The 19,274-nt window shown below is 70.4% G+C and carries 16 protein-coding genes; 11 read left to right on the top strand and 5 right to left on the bottom strand.

All coding sequences use genetic code 11. The features are described 5' to 3' along the window. Positions 1 to 9: 9 nt before the first annotated feature. Both OG306_RS37535 and OG306_RS37530 read left to right on the top strand, forming a co-directional pair. Positions 10 to 1,386, top strand: a complete 1,377-nt coding sequence (locus OG306_RS37535; protein WP_266751011.1) for a sensor histidine kinase — start codon at positions 10 to 12, stop codon at positions 1,384 to 1,386. A 385-nt stretch (positions 1,387 to 1,771) separates the two neighbouring features. Beyond that, positions 1,772 to 2,887 carry an AI-2E family transporter gene (locus OG306_RS37530; RefSeq protein ID WP_371666299.1) on the top strand — a complete coding sequence of 372 codons (1,116 nt, stop codon included), beginning with the start codon at positions 1,772 to 1,774 and terminating at the stop codon, positions 2,885 to 2,887. Positions 2,888 to 3,100: 213 nt separating this feature from the next. Here OG306_RS37530 and OG306_RS37525 read toward each other — a convergent pair whose 3' ends face one another. Next, on the bottom strand, positions 3,101 to 5,224 hold the full coding sequence (locus OG306_RS37525) for an amylo-alpha-1,6-glucosidase (protein WP_266904500.1): 2,124 nt from the start codon (positions 5,222 to 5,224) through the stop codon (positions 3,101 to 3,103). Between the two features lie 125 nt (positions 5,225 to 5,349). On the opposite strand from OG306_RS37525, the gene OG306_RS37520 reads away from it, so the two are divergent. From OG306_RS37520 to OG306_RS37495, 6 genes are all read left to right on the top strand, one after another. After that, positions 5,350 to 6,399: a LacI family DNA-binding transcriptional regulator gene (locus OG306_RS37520; protein WP_266750992.1), complete on the top strand. Its 1,050-nt coding sequence runs from the start codon at positions 5,350 to 5,352 to the stop codon at positions 6,397 to 6,399. Positions 6,400 to 6,492: 93 nt separating this feature from the next. Then, entirely contained in the window at positions 6,493 to 7,737 is a 1,245-nt protein-coding gene (locus OG306_RS37515) for a sugar ABC transporter substrate-binding protein (protein WP_371666131.1), read from the top strand. 6 nt (positions 7,738 to 7,743) lie between these two features. Continuing rightward, positions 7,744 to 8,892, top strand: coding sequence for a carbohydrate ABC transporter permease (locus tag OG306_RS37510; RefSeq protein ID WP_266750990.1), 1,149 nt, complete (start codon positions 7,744 to 7,746; stop codon positions 8,890 to 8,892). Then, a complete protein-coding gene (locus OG306_RS37505) occupies positions 8,889 to 9,812 on the top strand; it encodes a carbohydrate ABC transporter permease (protein WP_266750988.1) in 924 nt (307 codons plus the stop codon). Before OG306_RS37510 ends, OG306_RS37505 begins: the two co-directional genes overlap by 4 nt. 61 nt (positions 9,813 to 9,873) lie before the next feature. Continuing rightward, positions 9,874 to 10,494 (top strand): L-threonylcarbamoyladenylate synthase, encoded by a 621-nt coding sequence (locus OG306_RS37500; protein ID WP_266750987.1) that lies wholly within the window; start codon positions 9,874 to 9,876, stop codon positions 10,492 to 10,494. Between the two features lie 197 nt (positions 10,495 to 10,691). Next, entirely contained in the window at positions 10,692 to 12,320 is a 1,629-nt protein-coding gene (locus OG306_RS37495; RefSeq protein ID WP_266752631.1) for a transposase, read from the top strand. Between the two features lie 26 nt (positions 12,321 to 12,346). Here OG306_RS37495 and OG306_RS37490 read toward each other — a convergent pair whose 3' ends face one another. The 4 genes from OG306_RS37490 to OG306_RS37475 form a co-directional block, all read right to left on the bottom strand. Next, entirely contained in the window at positions 12,347 to 12,535 is a 189-nt protein-coding gene (locus OG306_RS37490) for a ferredoxin (protein WP_266752630.1), read from the bottom strand. Positions 12,536 to 12,566: 31 nt separating this feature from the next. Then, complete coding sequence (locus OG306_RS37485; RefSeq protein ID WP_266904504.1) at positions 12,567 to 13,772, bottom strand: cytochrome P450; 1,206 nt, start codon at positions 13,770 to 13,772, stop codon at positions 12,567 to 12,569. Positions 13,773 to 14,165: 393 nt separating this feature from the next. Continuing rightward, entirely contained in the window at positions 14,166 to 14,333 is a 168-nt protein-coding gene (locus OG306_RS37480) for a hypothetical protein (protein ID WP_266904506.1), read from the bottom strand. 336 nt (positions 14,334 to 14,669) lie between these two features. Continuing rightward, positions 14,670 to 16,334, bottom strand: coding sequence for an IclR family transcriptional regulator domain-containing protein (locus OG306_RS37475; protein WP_266904508.1), 1,665 nt, complete (start codon positions 16,332 to 16,334; stop codon positions 14,670 to 14,672). A 276-nt stretch (positions 16,335 to 16,610) separates the two neighbouring features. Between OG306_RS37475 and OG306_RS37470 the strand changes: the two genes are divergently transcribed. From OG306_RS37470 to OG306_RS37460, 3 genes are read left to right on the top strand one after another with little or no spacing between them, the layout of a single operon-like run. Then, positions 16,611 to 17,381 (top strand): CoA transferase subunit A, encoded by a 771-nt coding sequence (locus OG306_RS37470; RefSeq protein ID WP_266907541.1) that lies wholly within the window; start codon positions 16,611 to 16,613, stop codon positions 17,379 to 17,381. Continuing rightward, positions 17,381 to 18,061 (top strand): CoA transferase subunit B, encoded by a 681-nt coding sequence (locus tag OG306_RS37465; protein ID WP_266750980.1) that lies wholly within the window; start codon positions 17,381 to 17,383, stop codon positions 18,059 to 18,061. The genes OG306_RS37470 and OG306_RS37465 overlap by 1 nt, the downstream gene beginning before the upstream one ends. Beyond that, entirely contained in the window at positions 18,058 to 19,272 is a 1,215-nt protein-coding gene (locus OG306_RS37460; protein WP_266750979.1) for a thiolase family protein, read from the top strand. Before OG306_RS37465 ends, OG306_RS37460 begins: the two co-directional genes overlap by 4 nt. The last annotated feature ends 2 nt before the right edge of the window (positions 19,273 to 19,274 follow it).

The following is a 19,274-nucleotide window of genomic DNA, read 5'->3' as shown; positions in this document are numbered from 1 at the left end:
GGGTAGCGGATGCGCGTCGACATCCGGGCGTGGTGGTCCCGCCGGTCGCTGCGGCTGCGGCTGACCGTTGCGGCTGCCCTCATGATCGTGTTCGGACTGGCCGGTGCCGCTGTGCTGCTCGTTCTGTGGCTGCATGCGACTCTCATCAACGAGCTCGACCAGACCGCCCTGCAGGACGCCCAGGTCGTCGCAGCAACCCTCCAGGCCGAACCGCGCGACGCGGTACTGCACCACACCTTCCACGGCGAAGCCGCTGTCCAAGTGGTCGACGCCAAAGGAGCAGTGCAGGCCAGCTCGGCGAATCTGCGCAGCAGACCCCGGTTGTTCGACTTTCCACCGAGCGGATCCGGTATCCCGCACGCCCGCACCGTCCAGGACCTCACCGTGGGCGATGACAGTGCCTGGCGTGCTGTGGCCGTTCCGGCCGGTACCCGTCACGACCCGATGACCGTGTACGTCGCCATGTCCACGGAAGACATCGACCACGGCCTGGCCAAGCTGACGTTCGGCCTCGCCACCACCGTGCCGTCGACCGTGGCCCTGCTCACCGGCATCGTATGGCTGCTCACGGGACGCGCGCTGCGCCCGGTGGACTCCCTGCGGGCCCAGACCGCCGAGATCACCGCCTCGGACCTGGGGCGCCGACTCGACGTGCCCCCCGCCGAGGATGCTCTGGGCCGGCTCGCGAAGACCTTGAACGACCTGCTTGCCCGCCTGGAGGCCACGACTCGGCGGCAGCGCGGATTCGTTGCCGACGCCGCCCACGAACTGCGCAGCCCCCTGAGCACGTTGCACACCCGTCTGGAGGTCGCGGTCAGCCATCCCGACACCGCGGACTGGCGATCGCTCGCCCCCGCCCTGCTCGCAGAGACCGAACGGCTTTCCCGGCTCGTCGACGACCTTGTACAGCTGGCCCGCCTCGATGCCCGTCCACGCCTGCGTAAACGCCCGGTCGACCTGGACGAGATCGTCTTCACCGAGGTGGGCGAGGCCCGCCAGCGCACGTCTCTCGTCATCGACCAGCATGCCGTCAGCGCCGCGCGCGTCCACGGTGACAGGGATGCCCTCGCGCGCGTGGTGCGGAATCTGCTGGACAACGCCCTGCGCCATGCCGCCACCCGCATCGACATCCGCCTCTACGTCCTGGACGGCATCGCAAACCTGATCGTGGCCGACGACGGGCCCGGCATCCCTGCCGCCGACCGGCAACGCGTCTTCGAGCGCTTCACCCGACTCGACCAAGCGCGCGCACGGGACACGGGCGGCAGCGGCCTGGGGCTGGCCATCGTCCGCGACATCGTCACCGCCCACCATGGCAGCGCCCACATCGAGACCAACCAGCCAGGCGCTCGGATCGTCGTACGGATTCCCGTCGGCGACCGGTAGCGGCCGCGTCAGCAGCGTCCGCAGCCGCCCCTGTGCGGGCTCCTGGCTGCGGGACTCCCGGTCCGCTGCCGGATATCCGATGCGGGGGATCTGCCCGTGCCACCGCCGCAAGTCCCCGCGTACTGCCCGGATATCGGAGTCGTACCGCTCGCACGCCCGTTCCGGGTCGGCAGTGGGACCCTCGGGCCACTGCATCTTCGTCCCCCCGTCGGGGTGACCTTCCCGCGCATGTCGCCGCAGGAGCCCGGAACGACGCGGCCCCTCCTGATACCAGCAGGGAATGCCCAGGCCCTCGCATCCGCAGCCCGACAACACGGACCCCGGCGTACCGTCCGGAGGACGACGGCACCGGATCCGCGCCGCGTCACGCCGGGCGCTGCGCGGCATGGCCGGCCCCGCGGCCCTGGACCCGGGCGCGCGACAGGCGCCGCCCGGCCCGCGGTACACGCCACGCGTGAACCCCACATTCCAGACGGCCGCCGCATACGCCTGGCGGATCCTCGTGGTGGGAGCCGTCGTATACGCGGCCTTCTCGGCGCTGGGGCGGTTCCACGAAGTGGCGGCAGCCGTCTTTCTCGGCCTGGTCGTGACCGCGGTGCTGCGCCCGATCGCGGATCTCCTGGCCCGTCCGATGCCGCGGGCGCTCGCCGTCGCCGTGGCGCTGCTCGGCAGTATCGTCCTCGTCCTCGGTGTGCTGACGCTCGTCGGCGAGGTCGTCGCCGGAGAACGCGCCGGGTTGGAAAGGGAGTTCAGTAACGGTCTCGGCAGGATCGAACACTGGCTGGAGGGGCCGCCGTTCCGGCTGAATCCGAAGACGCTCGGCGACCTCCAGTCCCGGATCGGGCAGTTCCTGTCCAGCCATCGCTCCGCCCTCATCAGCACGGCCGTCAGCGGTGTGGGCCGGCTGGTCGAGGTGGTGACGGTGTTCGTTCTGGCGTTGTTCTGCTCGGTCTTCTTCATTCACTCGGGCGACCGGCAGTGGGACTGGTTCTGCGATCAGCTCCCGCAGACGGCCCGGGCCCGGGTGGCGGTCGCGGGCCGGGCCGCCTGGCGTACGTTCACCGGGTACACCCACGGCATCATTCTGGTGGCGGGGACCAACGCCGCACTCGTAGGACTGGCCCTGTTCGCACTCGGAGTGCCGCTGGCCCTGCCTCTGGCCCTGCTGGAGTTCTTCGCCGCCTTCATTCCGTTGATCGGCTCACCGATCGCTCTCGCGGTCGCGGCCGTGGTGGCTCTGGCGGCGAAGGGCCCGATCGTGGCGGCCGTCGTCCTCGTACTGATCGTGGTCATCGGCCAGATCGAGGGCCATCTGCTGCACCCGCTCGTGATGGGCTGGGCCGTCCGCCTGCACCCGGTCGTGGTCGCGCTCTCGGTGATCGGCGGCGCCATCGCGGCCGGAGTGCTCGGAGCGGTGGTGGCGGTACCCCTCGTGTCGGTCCTCTGGTCGGTCCGTCAGGCGCTGAGCCCGGCAGACGAGTCCACGCGCGCGAAGGAGTGAGCGGCGCGCACGGGGACGGGTGCGTCGGGGTGTAAGCGAGGCACCGGCCTCCGCTTCCGCCCCCGCGCGGGGGCGGGAGCCGAGCCGCTGGTGCCGGGCTGTCGTACGCCTTCGTCACCGCTCTCCCGGAGGTCCGCGTCGGCTGTCCGGGTTGAGGAAAATCCTCGCCCCGGCCCACGGGGTCGTGCTGCAGAGCGGGCGCGTCGGCTCGCGTCAGCGGGGTTTCAGGTGCTGCCTCCTCACCTCCAGGCCCTTCGGCGCCTCGACGTGCGCCGTACCGTCGGCGTCGACGGAGATGTCCAGTCGCCCGCCCGCGATGTCGAGCCCCTCGACCTTCAGCGGACGGTATGCCTCCGCGAACCCGGGCGCGACCGTGAGCGTCCCGCCGGGGACATCGGCGGAGAGTCCCAGCACGGACTGGAGGATCATGACGGACGAGGCCGCCGCCCAGGCCTGCGGACGGCAGGACGCGGGATAGGGCGAGGGCCGGGCGTCGGTCACCGCTCCATGACCGGCGAAGAGTTCGGGAAGCCTGTTGTCGAAGGCCGTCGATGCGCTCAGCAGCCCCTCGGACAGGGACGCGGCCGCTTCCGGGAACCCGGCCCTGGCCAGGCCGTGCACGGCGACGGCCGTGTCGTGCGGCCAGATGGAACCGATGTGGTAGCCGTACGGGTTGTAGGCCACGTGGTCACTGCTCAGGGTCCGCAGACCATGTCCCGAGTCGAGGTCGGGCCCGCTGAGCCTGGCGGCCAGCAGGGCGCTCTCCTCGTGGTCGAGCAGGCCGGTGCCCAGCAGGTGGCCGAAGCCCGAGGTGACCGAGTCCACCGGCTTCTTGTCCCCGTCGAGCGCCACGGCCGGGTACGGTCCCCGCTCGTCCTCCACCCAGAAGTGGCTGCGGAAACGGTCGCGGAGCCGCTCGGCCCACTCCTCCCACCGGTCGGCGCCGGGGCGGCCGAAGGCGCGCAGCAGGTCCGCGCCGCCCCGGGCCGCCTCGTACGCGTACGCCTGGACCTCGCAGAGCGCGATCGGGGAGGAAGCGATGCCTCCGTCGCGATAGCGGATGGAGTCGCCCGAGTCCTTCCAGCCCTGGTTGGCCAGGCCCCGGCCGGTGCGGTCGATGTACTTCAGGAAGCCGTCCCCGTCCGCGTCGCCGTGGTCGCGCATCCAGGCGAGGGCGGACTCGGCGTGCGGCAGGAGCTGTTCGACCTGTTCGGGTGCGAGGCCCCAGCGCCAGGAGTCGTGCAGCAGGGTGATCCAGAGCGGGGTGGCGTCGACCGTGCCGTAGTAGCAGGGCGGCAGGGAGAAGTTCTCGTTGAAGTCCTGGGTGGCGCGGCGCACTTCGTGCAGGATCTTGCCCGGTTGCTCCTCGGTGTCCTGGTCGGACTTCGTGCCCTGCCTGCGGGCCAGGGTGCGCAGCGTACCGGCGGCGAGATCGGTGCCCAGTGGCAGCAGCATGCGGGCCGCCCACAGGGAGTCGCGGCCGAAGAGAGTGAGGAACCACGGGGCCCCGGCGGCCAGGAACTGGTCGGCGGGCTGCTCCGGGTCGGTCAGCCGCAGCCGGTCGAGATCGGCCGCGGACTGGCTCAGCCAGTGGTCGAAGCGCCGGTCGGCGCTGCGCAGTCGCGGCGTGCGCCAGGGCACGCTGTTCGCTGGAGGCGCGGGGAACTGGTCGCCGTCCTCGTGTGTCGCGTCGCAGTGCAGTACCGCGGTCCATGACGCGCCGGGGGCGAGTTCGATCTCGTACTCCAGCCGTCCCGCGGCCGGGTCCACGGCCGCCGGCTCCGGGGAACTGGTGAGGCGTACGGCGAAGGTGTCCCGGGACCAGCCGAGTCCGCCCCCGGCAGGGGTGGCGGTGACCGGGCTCAGCGCATGTCCGGACTTGACGCGCTCGATCGGGGCCAGGTCCGTCCCGGCGGTGACGATCAGCCGGACCCGGACGTGCTGCCGCCCGGCGTTGGCGACTTCGAGGGTCTCCTCCAGGTGCCCGGGGGTGACGCGGCGGCGCCGGTGCAGGGAGACCGCCGGGTCCGGCGTGTCCTCGCCTAGACCGCGCAGCACACTGCGGAAGGCCGCCCGGTCCGCTCCCTCCAGGGCTCCACGCACCGGGGCGAGCGCGATGTTGTCCGCCGCGACGGTCAGCCGGGCAAGGGCTCTGCTGTCGCCGTGGTAGAAGCCGTCGGCTGCACCGTCGAGCTGTCCGTCCGCACGCGAGATCGCGAAGCTCGGGGCATACAGCGTCACGCAGGCGTCGTGCAGGAATGGCTGAAGACCTTCGGCCGACGGACCTGCCCCCGTCTCGGAGTTCGTTTTGTCGTGGGTCTTGACAGTGGTGTCCAACAGAGCAGAACCTCTCAGGCATTGGAGCGTTCCAAGAACCCTAACGACGACATCAGGGCGTTGACAACGGTTTTGGAACGCTCCAATGAACTCGCCCATTCACACACCCGGTTCCGGAGACCCTCATGCCCCGCTCCCCCAACACCCCCGCGCCCAAGGCCGCTTCGGTGACCCTGGCCACAGTCGCGCAGCGGGCCGGAGTGTCTCCGCAGACGGTGTCGAACGCCCTCAATTCGCCCGAACTACTGCGCCCGGAGACCCTGGACCGAGTCCTGCGCACCATCGACGAGCTGGGCTACCGCCCGCATCGAGCGGCGCAGACCCTGCGCACCCGCTCCAGCAAGCTCATCGGTTACGGCATCCGTCCCACCGCCCCCGGCACCTCGGCCCCGGTCATGGACCGGTTCCTGCATGCCCTGTCCCAGACCGCCGACGAGGCGGGCTACCGGATCCTGCTCTTCGCCTCACCCCCCGGCAGTGCGGGCCTCGACGGGTACGAGGAACTCCTCGACCAGCACAGCGTGGACGGCTTCGTGCTGAGCGGCACCGACCGGGGCGACCAGCGCCAGGCCTGGCTGGAGAAGCGGCGTGTGCCGTTCGTGGCCTTCGGCCGGATGTGGTCCGGCCGGCAGATCGGCGACTGGGTCGATGTCGACGGCGCCTCGGGCACGGACGCCGCGGTCGAGCATCTGGTGGGCCTGGGGCATCGCAGGATCGCGTTCCTCGGCTGGCCGCGCGGCTCCGGGGTCGGCGACGACCGCGCCGCGGGCTGGCAGCGCGCCATGCGACGGCACGGCCTTCCGGTGCGTGGCAGGCGGGCGCAGAGTGTCGATGACATCGCCTCGGCGCAGACAGCCGCCGGACCACTGCTGGACGCGGGTGCGACGGCGGTGATCGCCGCGAGCGACATGCTCGCGCTGGGCTGCTACCAGGCGCTGCGCGAGCGACGGGCCGTGCCGGGCACGGACGTCGCGGTGGTCGGCTTCGACGACTCCCCCACGGCGGCGCTCCTGTCCCCGGGACTCTCCACCGTCGACCAGCCGCTGGAGGCCGTCGGCCGCGAATGCGTCCGGCTTCTGCTGGCCCGGATGTCGCAGGCCGGCGCTCCGCCCGAACGCGTCCTGCTCGAACCGTCTCTCGTCGTGCGTGCCAGCACGTCCGCGTCGGACGACTGAACCACCCCCCGCGCCCGTTCCACGGGCCACCGATTCACAGCACGCCCTTTCCGGGCAGCTGAGCCGCAAGCCTTTATCCCCCTGGAGGAACTCATGGGAACCCGTACGGCCGTCGCCGCCCTCGCCACCTGCGCGGCGCTCCTGGCCGCCACCGGCTGCTCGTCCGACTTCGGCAGCGACAAGAAGCCGAGGCAGGACAAGTCGGCCAACCAGAAACTGACGGTACTGATCGCCACCTCGGGGGACGCCGAGACCCAGGCGGTCAAGGCCGCCGCCGCCGCGTACACGAAGAAGTCGGGGAACTCGGTCTCCGTCGAGGTCGCCAAGGACATGAACCAGCAGCTTGCCCAGGCCTTCGCCGGGCACAAGCCGCCGGACGTCTTCTACGTCAACTCCGACCAGTTCGCGAACTACGCGAAGGGCGGCTCGCTGTACCCGTACGGGGACCGGATATCCGACGCCGACGACTTCTCCCAGCAGCTGCGGACCTCGTTCTCGTACGACGGGAAGCTGGTCTGCCTCCCCAAGGACACCTCCACCCTCGGCCTGGCCATCAACACCGGCCTCTGGAAGAAGGCCGGGCTGACGGAGAAGGACTATCCCAAGAGCTGGGAGGAGCTGAGGACCGTCGCGGACAAGCTCACCGGCAACGGCGTCACCGGCCTGGTCACCAGCGACGAGTACCAGCGGCTCGGCGTCTTCATGAAGCAGGCGGGCGGCTGGCTCACCGACCCGGACCAGAAGAAGATGACCGCCGACACCGCGGAGAACGCCAAGGGGCTCGAATTCGTCCAGTCCCTCCTCAAGTCGGGCTCGATGAAGTTCGCCAAGCAGGTGGACACCAGCTGGGGCGGTGAGGCGCTCGGCAAGGGCAAGGCCGCGATGACCATCGAGGGCAACTGGCTCGAAGGCGGCATGAAGCTCGACTACCCCGAGGTGAAGTACGCCGTCGCGCCGCTGCCCGCGGGGCCGGCCGGCCAGGGCACCCTCGCGTTCAGCAACTGCTGGGGCGTCGCCGCCGACAGCGCGCACCGCGACGCGGGAGTCGACCTCGTGAAGTACCTGACCTCCGCGCAGCAGCAGCTCGACTTCGCCGACGCGTTCGGAGTCATGCCGACGCGGACGAGCGCGCTCAAGACGTACGCCGAGAAGCAGCCCGCCGCCAAGGCCTGGGTGGACGGCAGCGCCTACGCACAGGGCCCGGTGACGATCGCCGGCTTCGACAAGGTCCTGAGCCAGTTCAACACCGAGCTGCAGTCGCTGCGCACCGCCGACCCGAAGAAGATCCTCGCCGACCTTCAGCGCAACGGCGAACAGGCGATCGCGAAGGGCAACTGAGCCCCCATGCCCATCCGCACGATCCGCGCGAGCGGTACCCCCCGAACGACCGGCTCGCCCGGCGCACCTGACAGCGCACCCGGCGAATCCGGCACGACCACGAAGGTCCGCGCCCGGCGCGCGGGCCTTCGCGGGGAGAGCACCTGGGGCTGGCTGTTCGTCAGCCCCATGGTGCTCGTCCTCAGCCTGTTCATGGTGCTTCCCATCCTGATGGCGCTGTGGGTGAGCCTGCTGCACTGGGACGGACAGTCCAACCCGTTCTCCGGTCAGGCCGATTTCGTCGGCCTGGACAACTACCGGTCGCTGCTCACGCAGGACGGACTCGACCGCACCCTCTTCGCCACGGCCTTGCGCAACAATCTCTATTACGTCCTGCTCACCGTCCCCCTGCAGACCGGGCTGGCACTGGGTCTGGCCCTGATCGTCAATCAGAGACTGCTGCGGGGGCGCGGCGCCCTCCGTACGACGTTCTTCCTCCCGTCGGTCACCAGCTCCATCGCCGTCTCCACCGTCTTCCTCTTCCTTTTCCAGGGCAGCGGAGCCGTCAACTCCATCCTGTCCTGGATCGGGGTCAAGGGACCGAACTGGTTCGCGGACCCGCGCGGGGTGCTCTCCCTGATCCTGGGAGGTCTGGGGATCGTCGATCCCGAACGGCCCACCGGGATGCTGGCAGATCACTCCATGCTGGGGCTGTCGTGGTTCGAGTGGCTCTCGGGTCCCTCGGTCGCGATGTGCACGCTCGTCGTGCTCGCCGTGTGGACGACCTCCGGCAGCTTCATGCTGATCTTCCTCGCGGCGCTCCAGAACATCCCGCGGGAACTGGAGGAGTCGGCGGCGATGGAAGGGGTCAACCGGCGTCAGATGCTGCGGTATGTGACGCTGCCCGCCCTGCGTCCCGTGCTGTTCCTGGTGCTGACGCTCGGGCTGATCTCCACCTGGCAGGTGTTCGACCAGGTGTATGTGATGGGCCAGGGCGCTCCGGGCAACACGACGCTCACGCCCGCCTTCCTGTCGTACTCGGCGGGCTTCGACAACGCGGACTTCGGGCAGGGCGCGGCGATCGCGTTCATCCTGCTCGCCCTGATCCTCGTCCTGACCGTGTTCCAGCGCTGGGCGCTGCGGGAGCGCGGCGTACGTACCGGGAGGAACCGATGACCGTCGCCGCTACGGCCGTACGCGACCGGCCCCGTCGCACCCCGCACGAGCGGGGCCGTCCCGTCCTGAGCCGATTCCGCCTGCCGTGGCGGGTGGTGGGGTACAGCGCGGTGCTCGGGCTGGGTCTGCTCTATCTGCTCCCGTTCGTCCTCCAGTTGGTGACGGGCTTCAAGACGGACCCGGACGCCGCCGCGCACCCGCTGACCCTGCTGCCGACCACTCCGACCACGGCCGCGTACCAGCGGCTGCTCGGGCTGAGCCGGGCCGCGGACGGGGTGCCCTTCCTGCGCTGGCTGGGCAACTCGGCTCTGATCGCGGTGCTGGTGACGGCGGGCCGGGTGCTGTTCGACTCCATGGCGGGATACGCGCTGGCGCGGCTGCGTTTCCGGGGCCGCTCGGTACTGTTCGGCTTTGTGCTCACGGTGATCGCGGTACCCGGTGTGGCCCTGCTCATCCCGAAGTTCCTGGTGCTGAACACCTTCGGTCTCTTCGACACGTACACCGGCATGATCCTGCCGCTGCTGGTGGACGCGGCGGGCATCTTCATCATGAAGCAGTTCTTCGAATCGGTGCCGCGCGAGGTCGAGGAGGCGGCACGGGTCGACGGGGCGGGTGTGTTCCGGATCTTCTGGTCCGTCGTCCTGCCGATGGCCAGACCGGCGTTGATCACCCTGACGATCCTGTCGTTCCAGGGGTCGTGGAACGAGTTCACGCACTTCCTCATCAGCACACAGTCCGGCCAGTACGAAACGCTCACCACGGGCCTGGCCCGCTTCGTGTCGGGCGGGCTCGGCGGCGGAACGCAGTATCCGCTGAAACTCGCGGCGGCCCTGCTGTCCACCATTCCGGTGGCCGCGCTGTTCTTCTGCTTCCAGCGCTACTTCGTCAGCGGCGCCAACGCGGGCGCGGTCAAGGAGTGAGCTCGGGCCGGATGGGCCTCGTCGTTCCGGGCGCGATGTCCTGATCACCTAGACTCGGCGGATGGCGAAGTATTTCGACGTGCACCCCGAAAATCCTCAGCAGCGCACCATCCGCACCGTGGCCGACAGCATCCGATCGGGCGCGCTCGTCGCGTATCCGACGGACTCCTGTTACGCACTGGGGTGCCAGCTGGGCAGCCGTGACGGCATCAACCGGATCCGGTCGATCCGCAATCTGGACGATCGTCACCACTTCACCCTCGTGTGCCAGAACTTCGCGCAGCTGGGTCAGTTCGTGCACATCGACAACGATGTGTTCCGCGCGATCAAGGCCGCGACGCCCGGCAGCTACACCTTCATCCTCCCGGCGACGAAGGAGGTGCCGCGTCAACTGCTGCATCCGAAGAAGAAGACGGTAGGAGTGCGGATTCCGGACCATGTCGTCGCTCAGTCTCTGCTCGCCGACCTCGGTGAGCCGCTCCTCTCCAGCACCTTGCTCCTGCCCGACGAGGACGAGCCGCTGACCCAGGGCTGGGAGATCAAGGAACGGCTCGACCATGTGGTGGACGCCGTGGTCGACTCGGGCGACTGCGGCACCGAGCCGACCACGGTCATCGACTTCTCGGGTGGCGAACCGGAGATCGTACGCCGAGGGGCGGGCGACACCGCACGGTTCGAGTAGGCCGCGGGTACGCGAGCAGGGGTTATGAGCTGCTGTCGGTTTGCTGAGCTGAAGTGAGTTTTAGTGAGCAGGAGTGAGTCCTGTCGGCGGCTTCGCGGGGTCGGAACGGGAGTTCTGGGGCCGAATGGGTGACCTTGGCGTCTGCTGCTCGTTGGATTGGGTAGCAGGTGTCCGGTCTCGTGGGAGGGGATGTTGTGGTGGGTGGTGTGCGGGAGCTGGCCGCGCCCTTCGTGGCGCCCGGGCCGTGCGGGGTGGCGGTCCGGGACCGTCTCAAGCACCTCACGCCCCAGGACGAGAAGGTTCTGCGGGCAGTCGGTGAGCACCAGGGCGCGCTCGCTTCCCGTGACCTCAGGGCCCGTTGTGCGGATGGCCTGGAGCACAGCGCGGACACCTGGGCGTCGCGGAAGCGGGCCCTGACCGCACAGTCGTCGTCGCGGATCGCGGGTGCGATCACCAAGGTCACGCACGATCAGTGGGCGCTGGCGCGCCGTTGCCAGGCGGCGCACATCCGGACGCTGGAGGCCGGGATCGGGACGCTGCGGCACCGCCTGTCCCTCCCCATCGGCGCGCGGGGCACCAAGCGGGCAGCCGGTGGCTACCGCTCCAAGGGCGAGTGGTTCCACAAGTCCCGCCGTCTCGCGGTGCTGAAGGCGCGGCGCGATGCCGCTGTCGCCGACTGGCAGGCCGGACGGGTCCGGGTCGTGCGGGGCGGCAGACGTCTCCTGAACACTCGCCACCACCTCGCCGAAGCCCAGCTCACCGAGGAGCAGTGGCGGGAACGCTGGGAGGCGGAGCGCTGGTTCATCGCCGCCGACGGCGAGTCAGGGAAACGGTTCGGGAACGAGACCATCCGCGTCACCCCGGACGGTGAAGTGTCCATCAAACTGCCCGCCCCTCTCGCGCACCTGGCCAACGCCAAGTACGGCCGGTATACCCTCACCTCGACCGTGGCGTTTGCGCACCGGGGCACGGAGTGGGCCGATCGCATTGGCGCGAACCGGGCCGTCGCCTACCGCATCCACCTCGACACCGGCCGTGGCCGCTGGTACCTCACCGCGTCCTGGCAACGCCCGGTCGCCCAGACCATCCCGCTGGAGACTGCCCGAGCCAGGGGCATGGTCGGCGTCGACACCAACACCGACCACTTCGCCGCCTACCAGCTCGACCAGCATGGCAATCCGGTCGGCGACCCGCACCGCTTCCCCTACGACCTGTCCGGCACCACCGCTCATCGCGACGCCCAGATCCGTCACGCCCTGACCCGCCTGCTCCACTGGGCGAAGCGTGCCGGTGTTACCGCGATCGCCATCGAAGACCTCGACTTCACGACCGAGAAGACCCGCGAGAAGCACGGCCGCAAGAAACGGTTCCGGCAGCTCATCTCCGGCATCCCGACCGGGAAGCTCAAGGCCCGGCTGGTCTCCATGGCCGCCGAACACGGCCTGAGCATGGTCGCGGTCGACCCCGCCTACACCTCGATGTGGGGTGCCCAGCACTGGCAGAAACCACTGGCCACCCCGCACCGCAGAATGTCCCGTCACGATGCCGCCGGCATCGCGATCGGACGACGCGCCCTCGGACACCTGGTCCGGCGTCGGACGGCACCGCCCCCACACGACCGGAGTGATCGTGCGGGGCATCGGACCGCCCAGGCCGGGCCAGGTGCACGGGGGCGTGACGGAACCCGCCCACCCGCAACGGACCACGCCCCTGGAGGCGTGCCGCCGAACGGGACGCGAAAGCGGGGACCGAGTGCATCCAACACCGTTCGGGATGCGCCCAGTACACATCAGTGGGTCCAGGACTCACTCATGCACACTGGCTAGGAACGGTACGCCACGAGCGAGGGCGGCTACGTCAACGTGATCGCCTGCACCGGGCAGACGCGAGCGGCTTCCTTCACCATCGGATCGTCGGCGCCCTCCTCGTGCCCCGGCAGCAGTTCGCTGAATCCGTCGTCATCCTGGGTGAAGACCTCGGGCGCGGTCAACGCGCACTGACCGGCACCGATGCACACATCCCTGTCGATACTGATCCGCATCATCACTGCCATCCTTTCCGGGAGGGTTCCGTCACCACGCCACGGGCAGTTCGAGCATGCCCTGGACCGTGTCGCCGGGCTTGAACGGGATCTCGTCGGCGGGTGCCGCCAGCCGCAGCCCCGGCAGCCGGTCGAAGAGGGTGCGCAGCGCGATCTCCATCTCGGCCCGCGCGAGGTTCTGGCCGAGGCACTGGTGGATCCCGAAACCGAAGGCGACATGCTGGCGCGATGTCCGGCCGAGGTCGAGTTCGTCCGGCTCCGGGTACACGGCTTCGTCCCGGTTGATCACCGAGGTGGACAGCACGACGCCCTCACCTGCCCGAATGGTCACCCCACCCACCTCGATGTCCTCCGTCGCCAACCGTGAGATGCCGTCGGCAATGGAGAGGAAACGCAACAACTCCTCGACAGCGGTGGGCATCAGCTCCGCGGACGTGCGCAACCGGTCCAGCTGGTCCGGGTGCTGAAGGAGGGTGAACGTACCCAGCGAGATCATGTTCGCGGTCGTCTCGTGACCGGCGACGAGCAGGATCTCGGCCAGCCGGACCAGTTCCTCACCGTCCACGGCCCCGGTGTCGAGCTGCCGGGTGATGAGCTCGTCGAGCAGCCCGTCACCCCGGTCGGACCGTTTGCGCTCGATCAGCGCCCGGAAGTACTCGTCGAGCGCGTCCCGCGCCTTGTCGACATCGGCGGCCCCGGGCCCGCGCAGCAAAGCGCGCGACTGGGCCTCGAAGAAGTCGTGGTCGGCGTACGGTACGCCGAGAAGCGCGCAGATCACCATGGAGGGAACGGGCAGCGCGAAGGCGCTCACCAGGTCGGTGGGCGGCCCCTGCTCGATCATGGCGTCCAGCAGCCGGTCCACGGTCTCCTGGATCCGGGGCCGCAGTGCGGCGGTCCGCTTCACGGAGAAGCTGGGGATCAGCATCCGGCGCTGCGCGTTGTGCTCGGGATCGTCGACACCGATCAGTTCGACGCGCCGCTTGGCGCTCCCGGCTGTCCGCTCGGCGAGCATCGGGAACGCGGGGTTCTCCCGGTCGGCCGACAACCGCCGGTCGACCAGCAGCGCACGCGCCTCGGCATGCCCGGTCACCAGCCAGACCCGACGGCCGTCGAACAGCCTGGCGGAAGACACGGGCGACAGCGGCCGCCGGCCGTCCCGCTGCGGCCGGTACTCCGTCGGCGGCTGATAGGGGCAGCTGCGGTTCTGCGGGAAGGAGACGGTCTCGGTGTCTGCCATGGCGGGCCTCGCAAAGCTGGATGGAGGGCTTCCTACCGATCTCCCTCCACTAGATGCCTCAGTCACCTAGTTGGTCTACACGAGGTTCGGCCAACTCGTCGTGGACGCATCCCATGACGAGCGGCACGCCCCGGCGCGGGTGCGCCGGCACACTCCGTCCGCGCGGCCGGCCAGCGAAATCTCGCCGATTCCGCTCCAGCTGTTCCCCGTCGTCCGGAGGCTGCCTCTCGTACGACTCTGACACGCGCGTGATCTGCGCGCCACCGACGTGCACCCGCGCCACGGGGCCACGCGGTCCCGCAAGCCGTCTGTCGAACGGGAGGCGGCGTGTTCACCACCTGCTGCGCCGCGGAGACGAAGGCGAGCTTCGCGCGCACGAGGTCGTCCGGCGCTTCATGCCGGCGTGGGCGGGACGAGATCCTGCGCCGCGGCGGCGACCTCGGCCGGTCCTTCCAGGATGACCCCGCCCAGGGCGCGCACCAACAGGGCGTCGTCGCCCCTGCGGCCTCGGCCGGTCCGCCCGGTCAGGATGCCGACTTCCGCGGCTTCGAGAGAGCGCACATAGGTCTGTCGTCGGATGTCGAGTAGGTCTGTCGTCGGATGTCGAGCACACGCACGGGCGCCTGCTCCCCAAGCGTCATCCGGCCCCGATCCGATATCGCTGCCCGACACTGCCCGGTCAGAGAGTCCCACGGACGTCGCCGCCCTCCAGGCCACGCACTCACGAGGTGCTCACACACCCGGTGCCCGGTACCGGGAGGACGCGGAAACATCCGCCGGGTCACGACGGGCATCGCTCGGGGGCCCGGCTCATCGCCCTGCCGTCGAAGTGGCCGCTTCCGCCGTCCGGGCGGACGTCCGGCGACGTACGGCGAACTGACCCGCCGCCACCGGGACTCAGGCGACAGCGACGCGGGTGAAGCGTTCCGCCGTGTGGAGTTCGGTCTCGATCTTGAGTGCCGTGTCGCGGAGCTGGGGAAGTATCTGCTCCTCGCACTCCTCGATCGTGCGGCTGCTGCTGTGCATCGCGACGTTGATGGAGGCGACCGCCGCGCCCGCCCGGTCACGGACGGGTACGGCGATCGAGCGGAGCCCCGCCTCCAGTTCCTTGTCCACGAGGGCATGGCCCTGGGTCCGCACCCGGTCCAGGACGGCTTCGAGTTCGGTGCGGTGGGTCAGGGTGCGCGGCGCCAGGGGGCGGAGTTCGGTACGGGTGAGAGCGGCGTCGAGTTCGACGGGGGTGAGGTCGGCCAGCAGAACCCGGCCCAGCGACGTCGCGTAGGCGGGGAATCGGGTACCCACGGTGATGTTGACGCTCATGATGCGGTGGGAGGCGGAGCGCGCCACGTACTGCACCGAGTCGTCCACGAGGACGGCGAGCGACGCCGATTCCTTGATGCGGCCGGCCAGGGACCCGAGGTGGGGCTGGGCGATCAGGGACAGTGTCGTGCGCGAGAGCGGCGGGTATCCGAGGCCGAGGACGCGCGGGGTCAGCCGATGTTCCCGGCCGTCGACCGCCACGTACCCGAGGTGTTCGAGGGTGATCAGGGCACGGCGTGCGGTCGCCCGGGAGAGGCCGGTGGCCTGCGCGACGGCGCTGAGTGTCAGGGTCTCGCCGCCGTCACCGAAGGCGGTGAGCACGGTCAGGCCGCGGGCGAGGGACTCGATGAACTCGCGGCCCAGTTCCTGTTTGGACGCGGCCGTCCAGGAAGCGAGTACGCCGGTGGCGGGTACGGACCGGGCGGGCGGCGCGGTGCGCAGCCGGTCCTCCATGGCCGCGGCCGCGGCGCGCAGCCGGGGCAGCAAGGTGTCGACCAGTCCCCCGGCGGTATGACGGCTGGTGTGGCTGACGACGCTGAGCGCGCAGACGACGTCGCCCCCGGGGGCGCGGACCGGCACCGCGAGCGCGACGAGGCCCGCTTCGATCAGCTGGTCGTCCAGTGCCCGGTCATCGGCGCGCGCCGCTGCCACTCTCGCCGTGAAGTCGTCCTCCGTCGGGGACGGGCGCGGCGGCAGCGACGGGAAGCGGGCGCCGTCCGGGTCGGCCGCGCGCCGCTGCCGCCAGGCCTCCCACCCCGCCGGGCCCCAGCCGGCGGCGAACAGCGCTCCGGGTGCGGTGCGCTCGGCGGGCAGCAGGTCGCCCATGCGAAAGCTCAGGGACATCGCGCGACGCCGGGCGGCCTGGTGGATGAAGCGGATTCCGTCGCCGTCGGGGACCGCGAGGGAGACCGACTCGTCGAGTTCGTCGGCGAGGGCGTCCGCCCGTTCCCGGAACAGGGCGGGGAGGCGGATGGACGCCAGGTAGGCGTTGCCGAGTTCCATCAGGCCCGGGGCGAGTGTGACGTCCCGGCCGTCGAGGCGGACGTATCCCATGCGGGCGAGGGTCGTGGTGACCCGGTCGACGGTGGAGCGGGCCAGTCCGGTGGCACGTTCCAGATCACTGGAGCTGAGTGTCCCATCGGCGTCGGTGAGCCGGCGCAGCACGGTGATGCCGCGCATGAGCGGGGCGACGGCCTCGGCCGGTACCGGCGGCTCGCTCGGGATGGTCCGGGTCGGTGGCATCGGTTCTCCGTCGGGTGTGGCCGCGCCGCGGGAGACGCGGGGCGATGTCGTGGGGCGGGCGTGACCGCCCCACGAGCCGGTCCGAAAGCCGGTCCGGGGGCCGGGGCGGGCTCCGGTCCGGTCCCGTCCCAGCAGGCCGGGCGCATGGCCGGGCACGCATACGGGCGGTGTCCGAAATATCTCAGCACCATTGACACGCCTTCGCCGCGGCGGCAGACTCCTCGCGAGCGAGTGAAGGAAACTTCACTATGCGAACACTACTGGATGGGCGGTCCGATGGACAAGGTGGTCGCGTCAGCGGCACTGGCCGTGGCCGACGTGCCGGACGGCGCGTCGATAGCGGTGGGAGGCTTCGGCCTCAGCGGCGTGCCGAACGTGTTGATCGATGCCCTGCACGCACGAGGCGTCAGCGGACTCGAAGTCGTCTCCAACAACTGCGGGGCGATGGATACCGGACTCGCGGTGCTGCTCACCTCGGGCCGGATCAGTCGGGTCACCGGCTCGTACATCGGCGGGAACAAGGAGTTCGCCCGGCAGTACCTCGGGGGCGAGCTGGAGCTCGAACTCATCCCCCAGGGCACGCTGGCCGAGCGGCTGCGGGCCGGCGGGGCCGGCATCCCCGCGTTCTACACCCCCGCGGGTGTCGGCACCCAGGTCGCGGAGGGCGGACTGCCCTGGCGCTACGACGATGTGGGCAACGTGGCCCTGGCGTCACCCGCCAAGGAGGTACGTACGTTCGACGGCGCCGAGTACGTACTGGAGCGCGGCATCCGCACCGATTTCGCGCTCGTACGGGCCGCGAAGGGCGACCGCCACGGCAATCTGGTCTTCAACAAGTCCGCGCGCAACTTCAACCCGCTCGCGGCCATGGCGGGCCGGGTCACCGTCGCGGAGGTCGAGGAACTGGTCGAGCCGGGCGAGATCGACCCGGACCACGTCCACGTTCCCGGCATCTTCGTGCAGCGAGTGGTCGGGCTGAGCCGGGAGCAGGCCGAGGACAAGAAGATCGAACAGCGCACGGTGACCGAGCGGGAGGCACGGGGCTGATGGCCTGGAACCGGAACGAGATGGCCGCCAGAGCCGCGGCCGAGCTGCGCGACGGCGAGTACGTCAACCTCGGCATCGGGCTGCCGACGCTGATCCCCAACCACCTGCCCGAGGGCGTCCATGTCGTCCTGGAGTCCGAGAACGGCATCCTGGGCACCGGGCCGTTCCCGTACGACGAGGACGTCGACCCCGATCTGATCAACGCGGGCAAGGAGACGGTGACCGTCCGGCCCGGCGCCTCGTTCTTCGACTCGGCGCTCTCCTTCGGCATGATCCGCGGGGGCCACATCGACGCTGCCGTGCTCGGGGCCATGCAGGTCTCGGCCCGCGGTGACCTCGCCAACTGGGCGGTGCCGGGAAAGATGGTGACCGGCATCGGCGGGGCCATGGACCTGGTGCACGGCGCGCGCCGCGTCATCGTCACCATGACGCACACCGCCAAGGACGGCAGCCCGAAGATCGTCGACGAGTGCACGCTGCCGCTGACCGGCAAGGCGTGCGTCCACCGCGTGATCACCGATCTGGCCGTGCTCGACGTGACCGGGGACGGGCTCGTTCTGGTGGAGACCGCCCCCGGGGTGAGCGTCGACGAGGTGCTGGCCGCGACCGCCGCCCCCGTACGTACCGACGTACCGGCCGAAACCGCCCCCGTGGGTACCACCGAAAGGACCGGCTCATGAGTTTCCGACCGCGCGACGTCTACGTCGTCGACGCCGTCCGCACGCCGATCGGCCGGTACAACGGGGCGCTGTCCCAGGTGCGCCCCGACGACCTGGCCGCCCACGCCATCCGCGCGCTGCTGGCCCGCACCCCGGAGCTCGATCCGGGGCGCATCGGCGACGTGGTTCTCGGCAACGCCAACGGCGCGGGCGAGGAGAACCGCAATGTCGGCCGGATGGCCGCGCTCCTGGCGGGACTTCCGGTCACCGTCCCGGGCGTCACCGTCAACCGGCTGTGCGCCTCCGGACTGGAGGCCGTGGTGCAGGCGGCCCGGGCCATCGCCCTCGGCGACCACTCGCTGGTCGTGGCGGGCGGTGTCGAGTCGATGACCCGCGCCCCGTACGTGCTGCCGAAGAGCGACCGCGCCTTCCCGGCCGGGCACACCGAGATGTTCTCGACCACGCTCGGGTGGCGCATGGTCAACCCGAAGATGGACCCGCAGTGGACGGTGCCGCTCGGCGAGAGCGCCGAACTGATCGCGGAGAAGCACTCCCTCAGCCGTGAGCAGCAGGACGAGTTCGCTCTCGCATCCCACCGCAAGGCGTCCGGGGCACGGGCCGCCGGGCTGTTCGACGAGGAGATCGTGCCGCTCACGATCCCGCGCCGCAAGGGCGATCCGCTCGTCGTGGACCGCGACGAGTGCATCAGGGACGACGCCTCGCCGGCGGCCATGGCCAAGCTCCGTCCGTCGTTCCGCACGGAGAACGGCACCGTCACCGCGGGCAATTCCTCGCCGCTCAACGACGGGGCAGCCGCGCTTCTGCTCGCCGACGAGGAGGGGCTGCGGGCCACCGGCCGCGAGCCGCTGGCCCGGATCTCGGCCACGGCGGTGTCCGCCAACGAGCCGCAGTACTTCGGTCTCGCGCCCGTCGAGGCCGTGAACCGGGCGCTGGACCGGGCGGGCAGGACCTTCGCCGACCTCACGACGCTCGAACTCAACGAGGCGTTCGCCGCCCAGGTGCTGGGCTGCGTCGCCGAGTGGCCCGACCTCGACCCCGCGATCCTCAACCCGCGCGGCGGCGCGATCGCGATCGGCCACCCGCTCGGCGCCTCGGGCGCCCGGCTGGCGGGTGCGGTCGCCCATCAGCTCAAGGCAGCCGGTTCCGGCGTCGGCGTGGCCACGCTGTGCATCGGCGTGGGCCAGGGCTCAGCCCTCGTACTGGAAAGGTAGAA

Source organism: Streptomyces sp. NBC_01241 (assembly GCF_041435435.1).
Taxonomy (GTDB): domain Bacteria; phylum Actinomycetota; class Actinomycetes; order Streptomycetales; family Streptomycetaceae; genus Streptomyces.
The sequence above is the reverse complement of the archived record's forward strand: the minus strand, read 5'-3'. Positions and strand labels throughout refer to the sequence as shown.

Coding starts and splice junctions, on each gene's coding strand:
- OG306_RS37535 (WP_266751011.1), top strand. CDS start 10: ATGCGCGTCGACATCCGGGCGTGGTGGTCCCGCCGGTCGCTGCGGCTG.
- OG306_RS37530 (WP_371666299.1), top strand. CDS start 1,772: ATGGCCGGCCCCGCGGCCCTGGACCCGGGCGCGCGACAGGCGCCGCCC.
- OG306_RS37520 (WP_266750992.1), top strand. CDS start 5,350: ATGCCCCGCTCCCCCAACACCCCCGCGCCCAAGGCCGCTTCGGTGACC.
- OG306_RS37515 (WP_371666131.1), top strand. CDS start 6,493: ATGGGAACCCGTACGGCCGTCGCCGCCCTCGCCACCTGCGCGGCGCTC.
- OG306_RS37510 (WP_266750990.1), top strand. CDS start 7,744: ATGCCCATCCGCACGATCCGCGCGAGCGGTACCCCCCGAACGACCGGC.
- OG306_RS37505 (WP_266750988.1), top strand. CDS start 8,889: ATGACCGTCGCCGCTACGGCCGTACGCGACCGGCCCCGTCGCACCCCG.
- OG306_RS37500 (WP_266750987.1), top strand. CDS start 9,874: ATGGCGAAGTATTTCGACGTGCACCCCGAAAATCCTCAGCAGCGCACC.
- OG306_RS37490 (WP_266752630.1), bottom strand. CDS start 12,535: ATGCGGATCAGTATCGACAGGGATGTGTGCATCGGTGCCGGTCAGTGC.
- OG306_RS37485 (WP_266904504.1), bottom strand. CDS start 13,772: ATGGCAGACACCGAGACCGTCTCCTTCCCGCAGAACCGCAGCTGCCCC.
- OG306_RS37475 (WP_266904508.1), bottom strand. CDS start 16,334: ATGCCACCGACCCGGACCATCCCGAGCGAGCCGCCGGTACCGGCCGAG.
- OG306_RS37470 (WP_266907541.1), top strand. CDS start 16,611: ATGGACAAGGTGGTCGCGTCAGCGGCACTGGCCGTGGCCGACGTGCCG.
- OG306_RS37465 (WP_266750980.1), top strand. CDS start 17,381: ATGGCCTGGAACCGGAACGAGATGGCCGCCAGAGCCGCGGCCGAGCTG.
- OG306_RS37460 (WP_266750979.1), top strand. CDS start 18,058: ATGAGTTTCCGACCGCGCGACGTCTACGTCGTCGACGCCGTCCGCACG.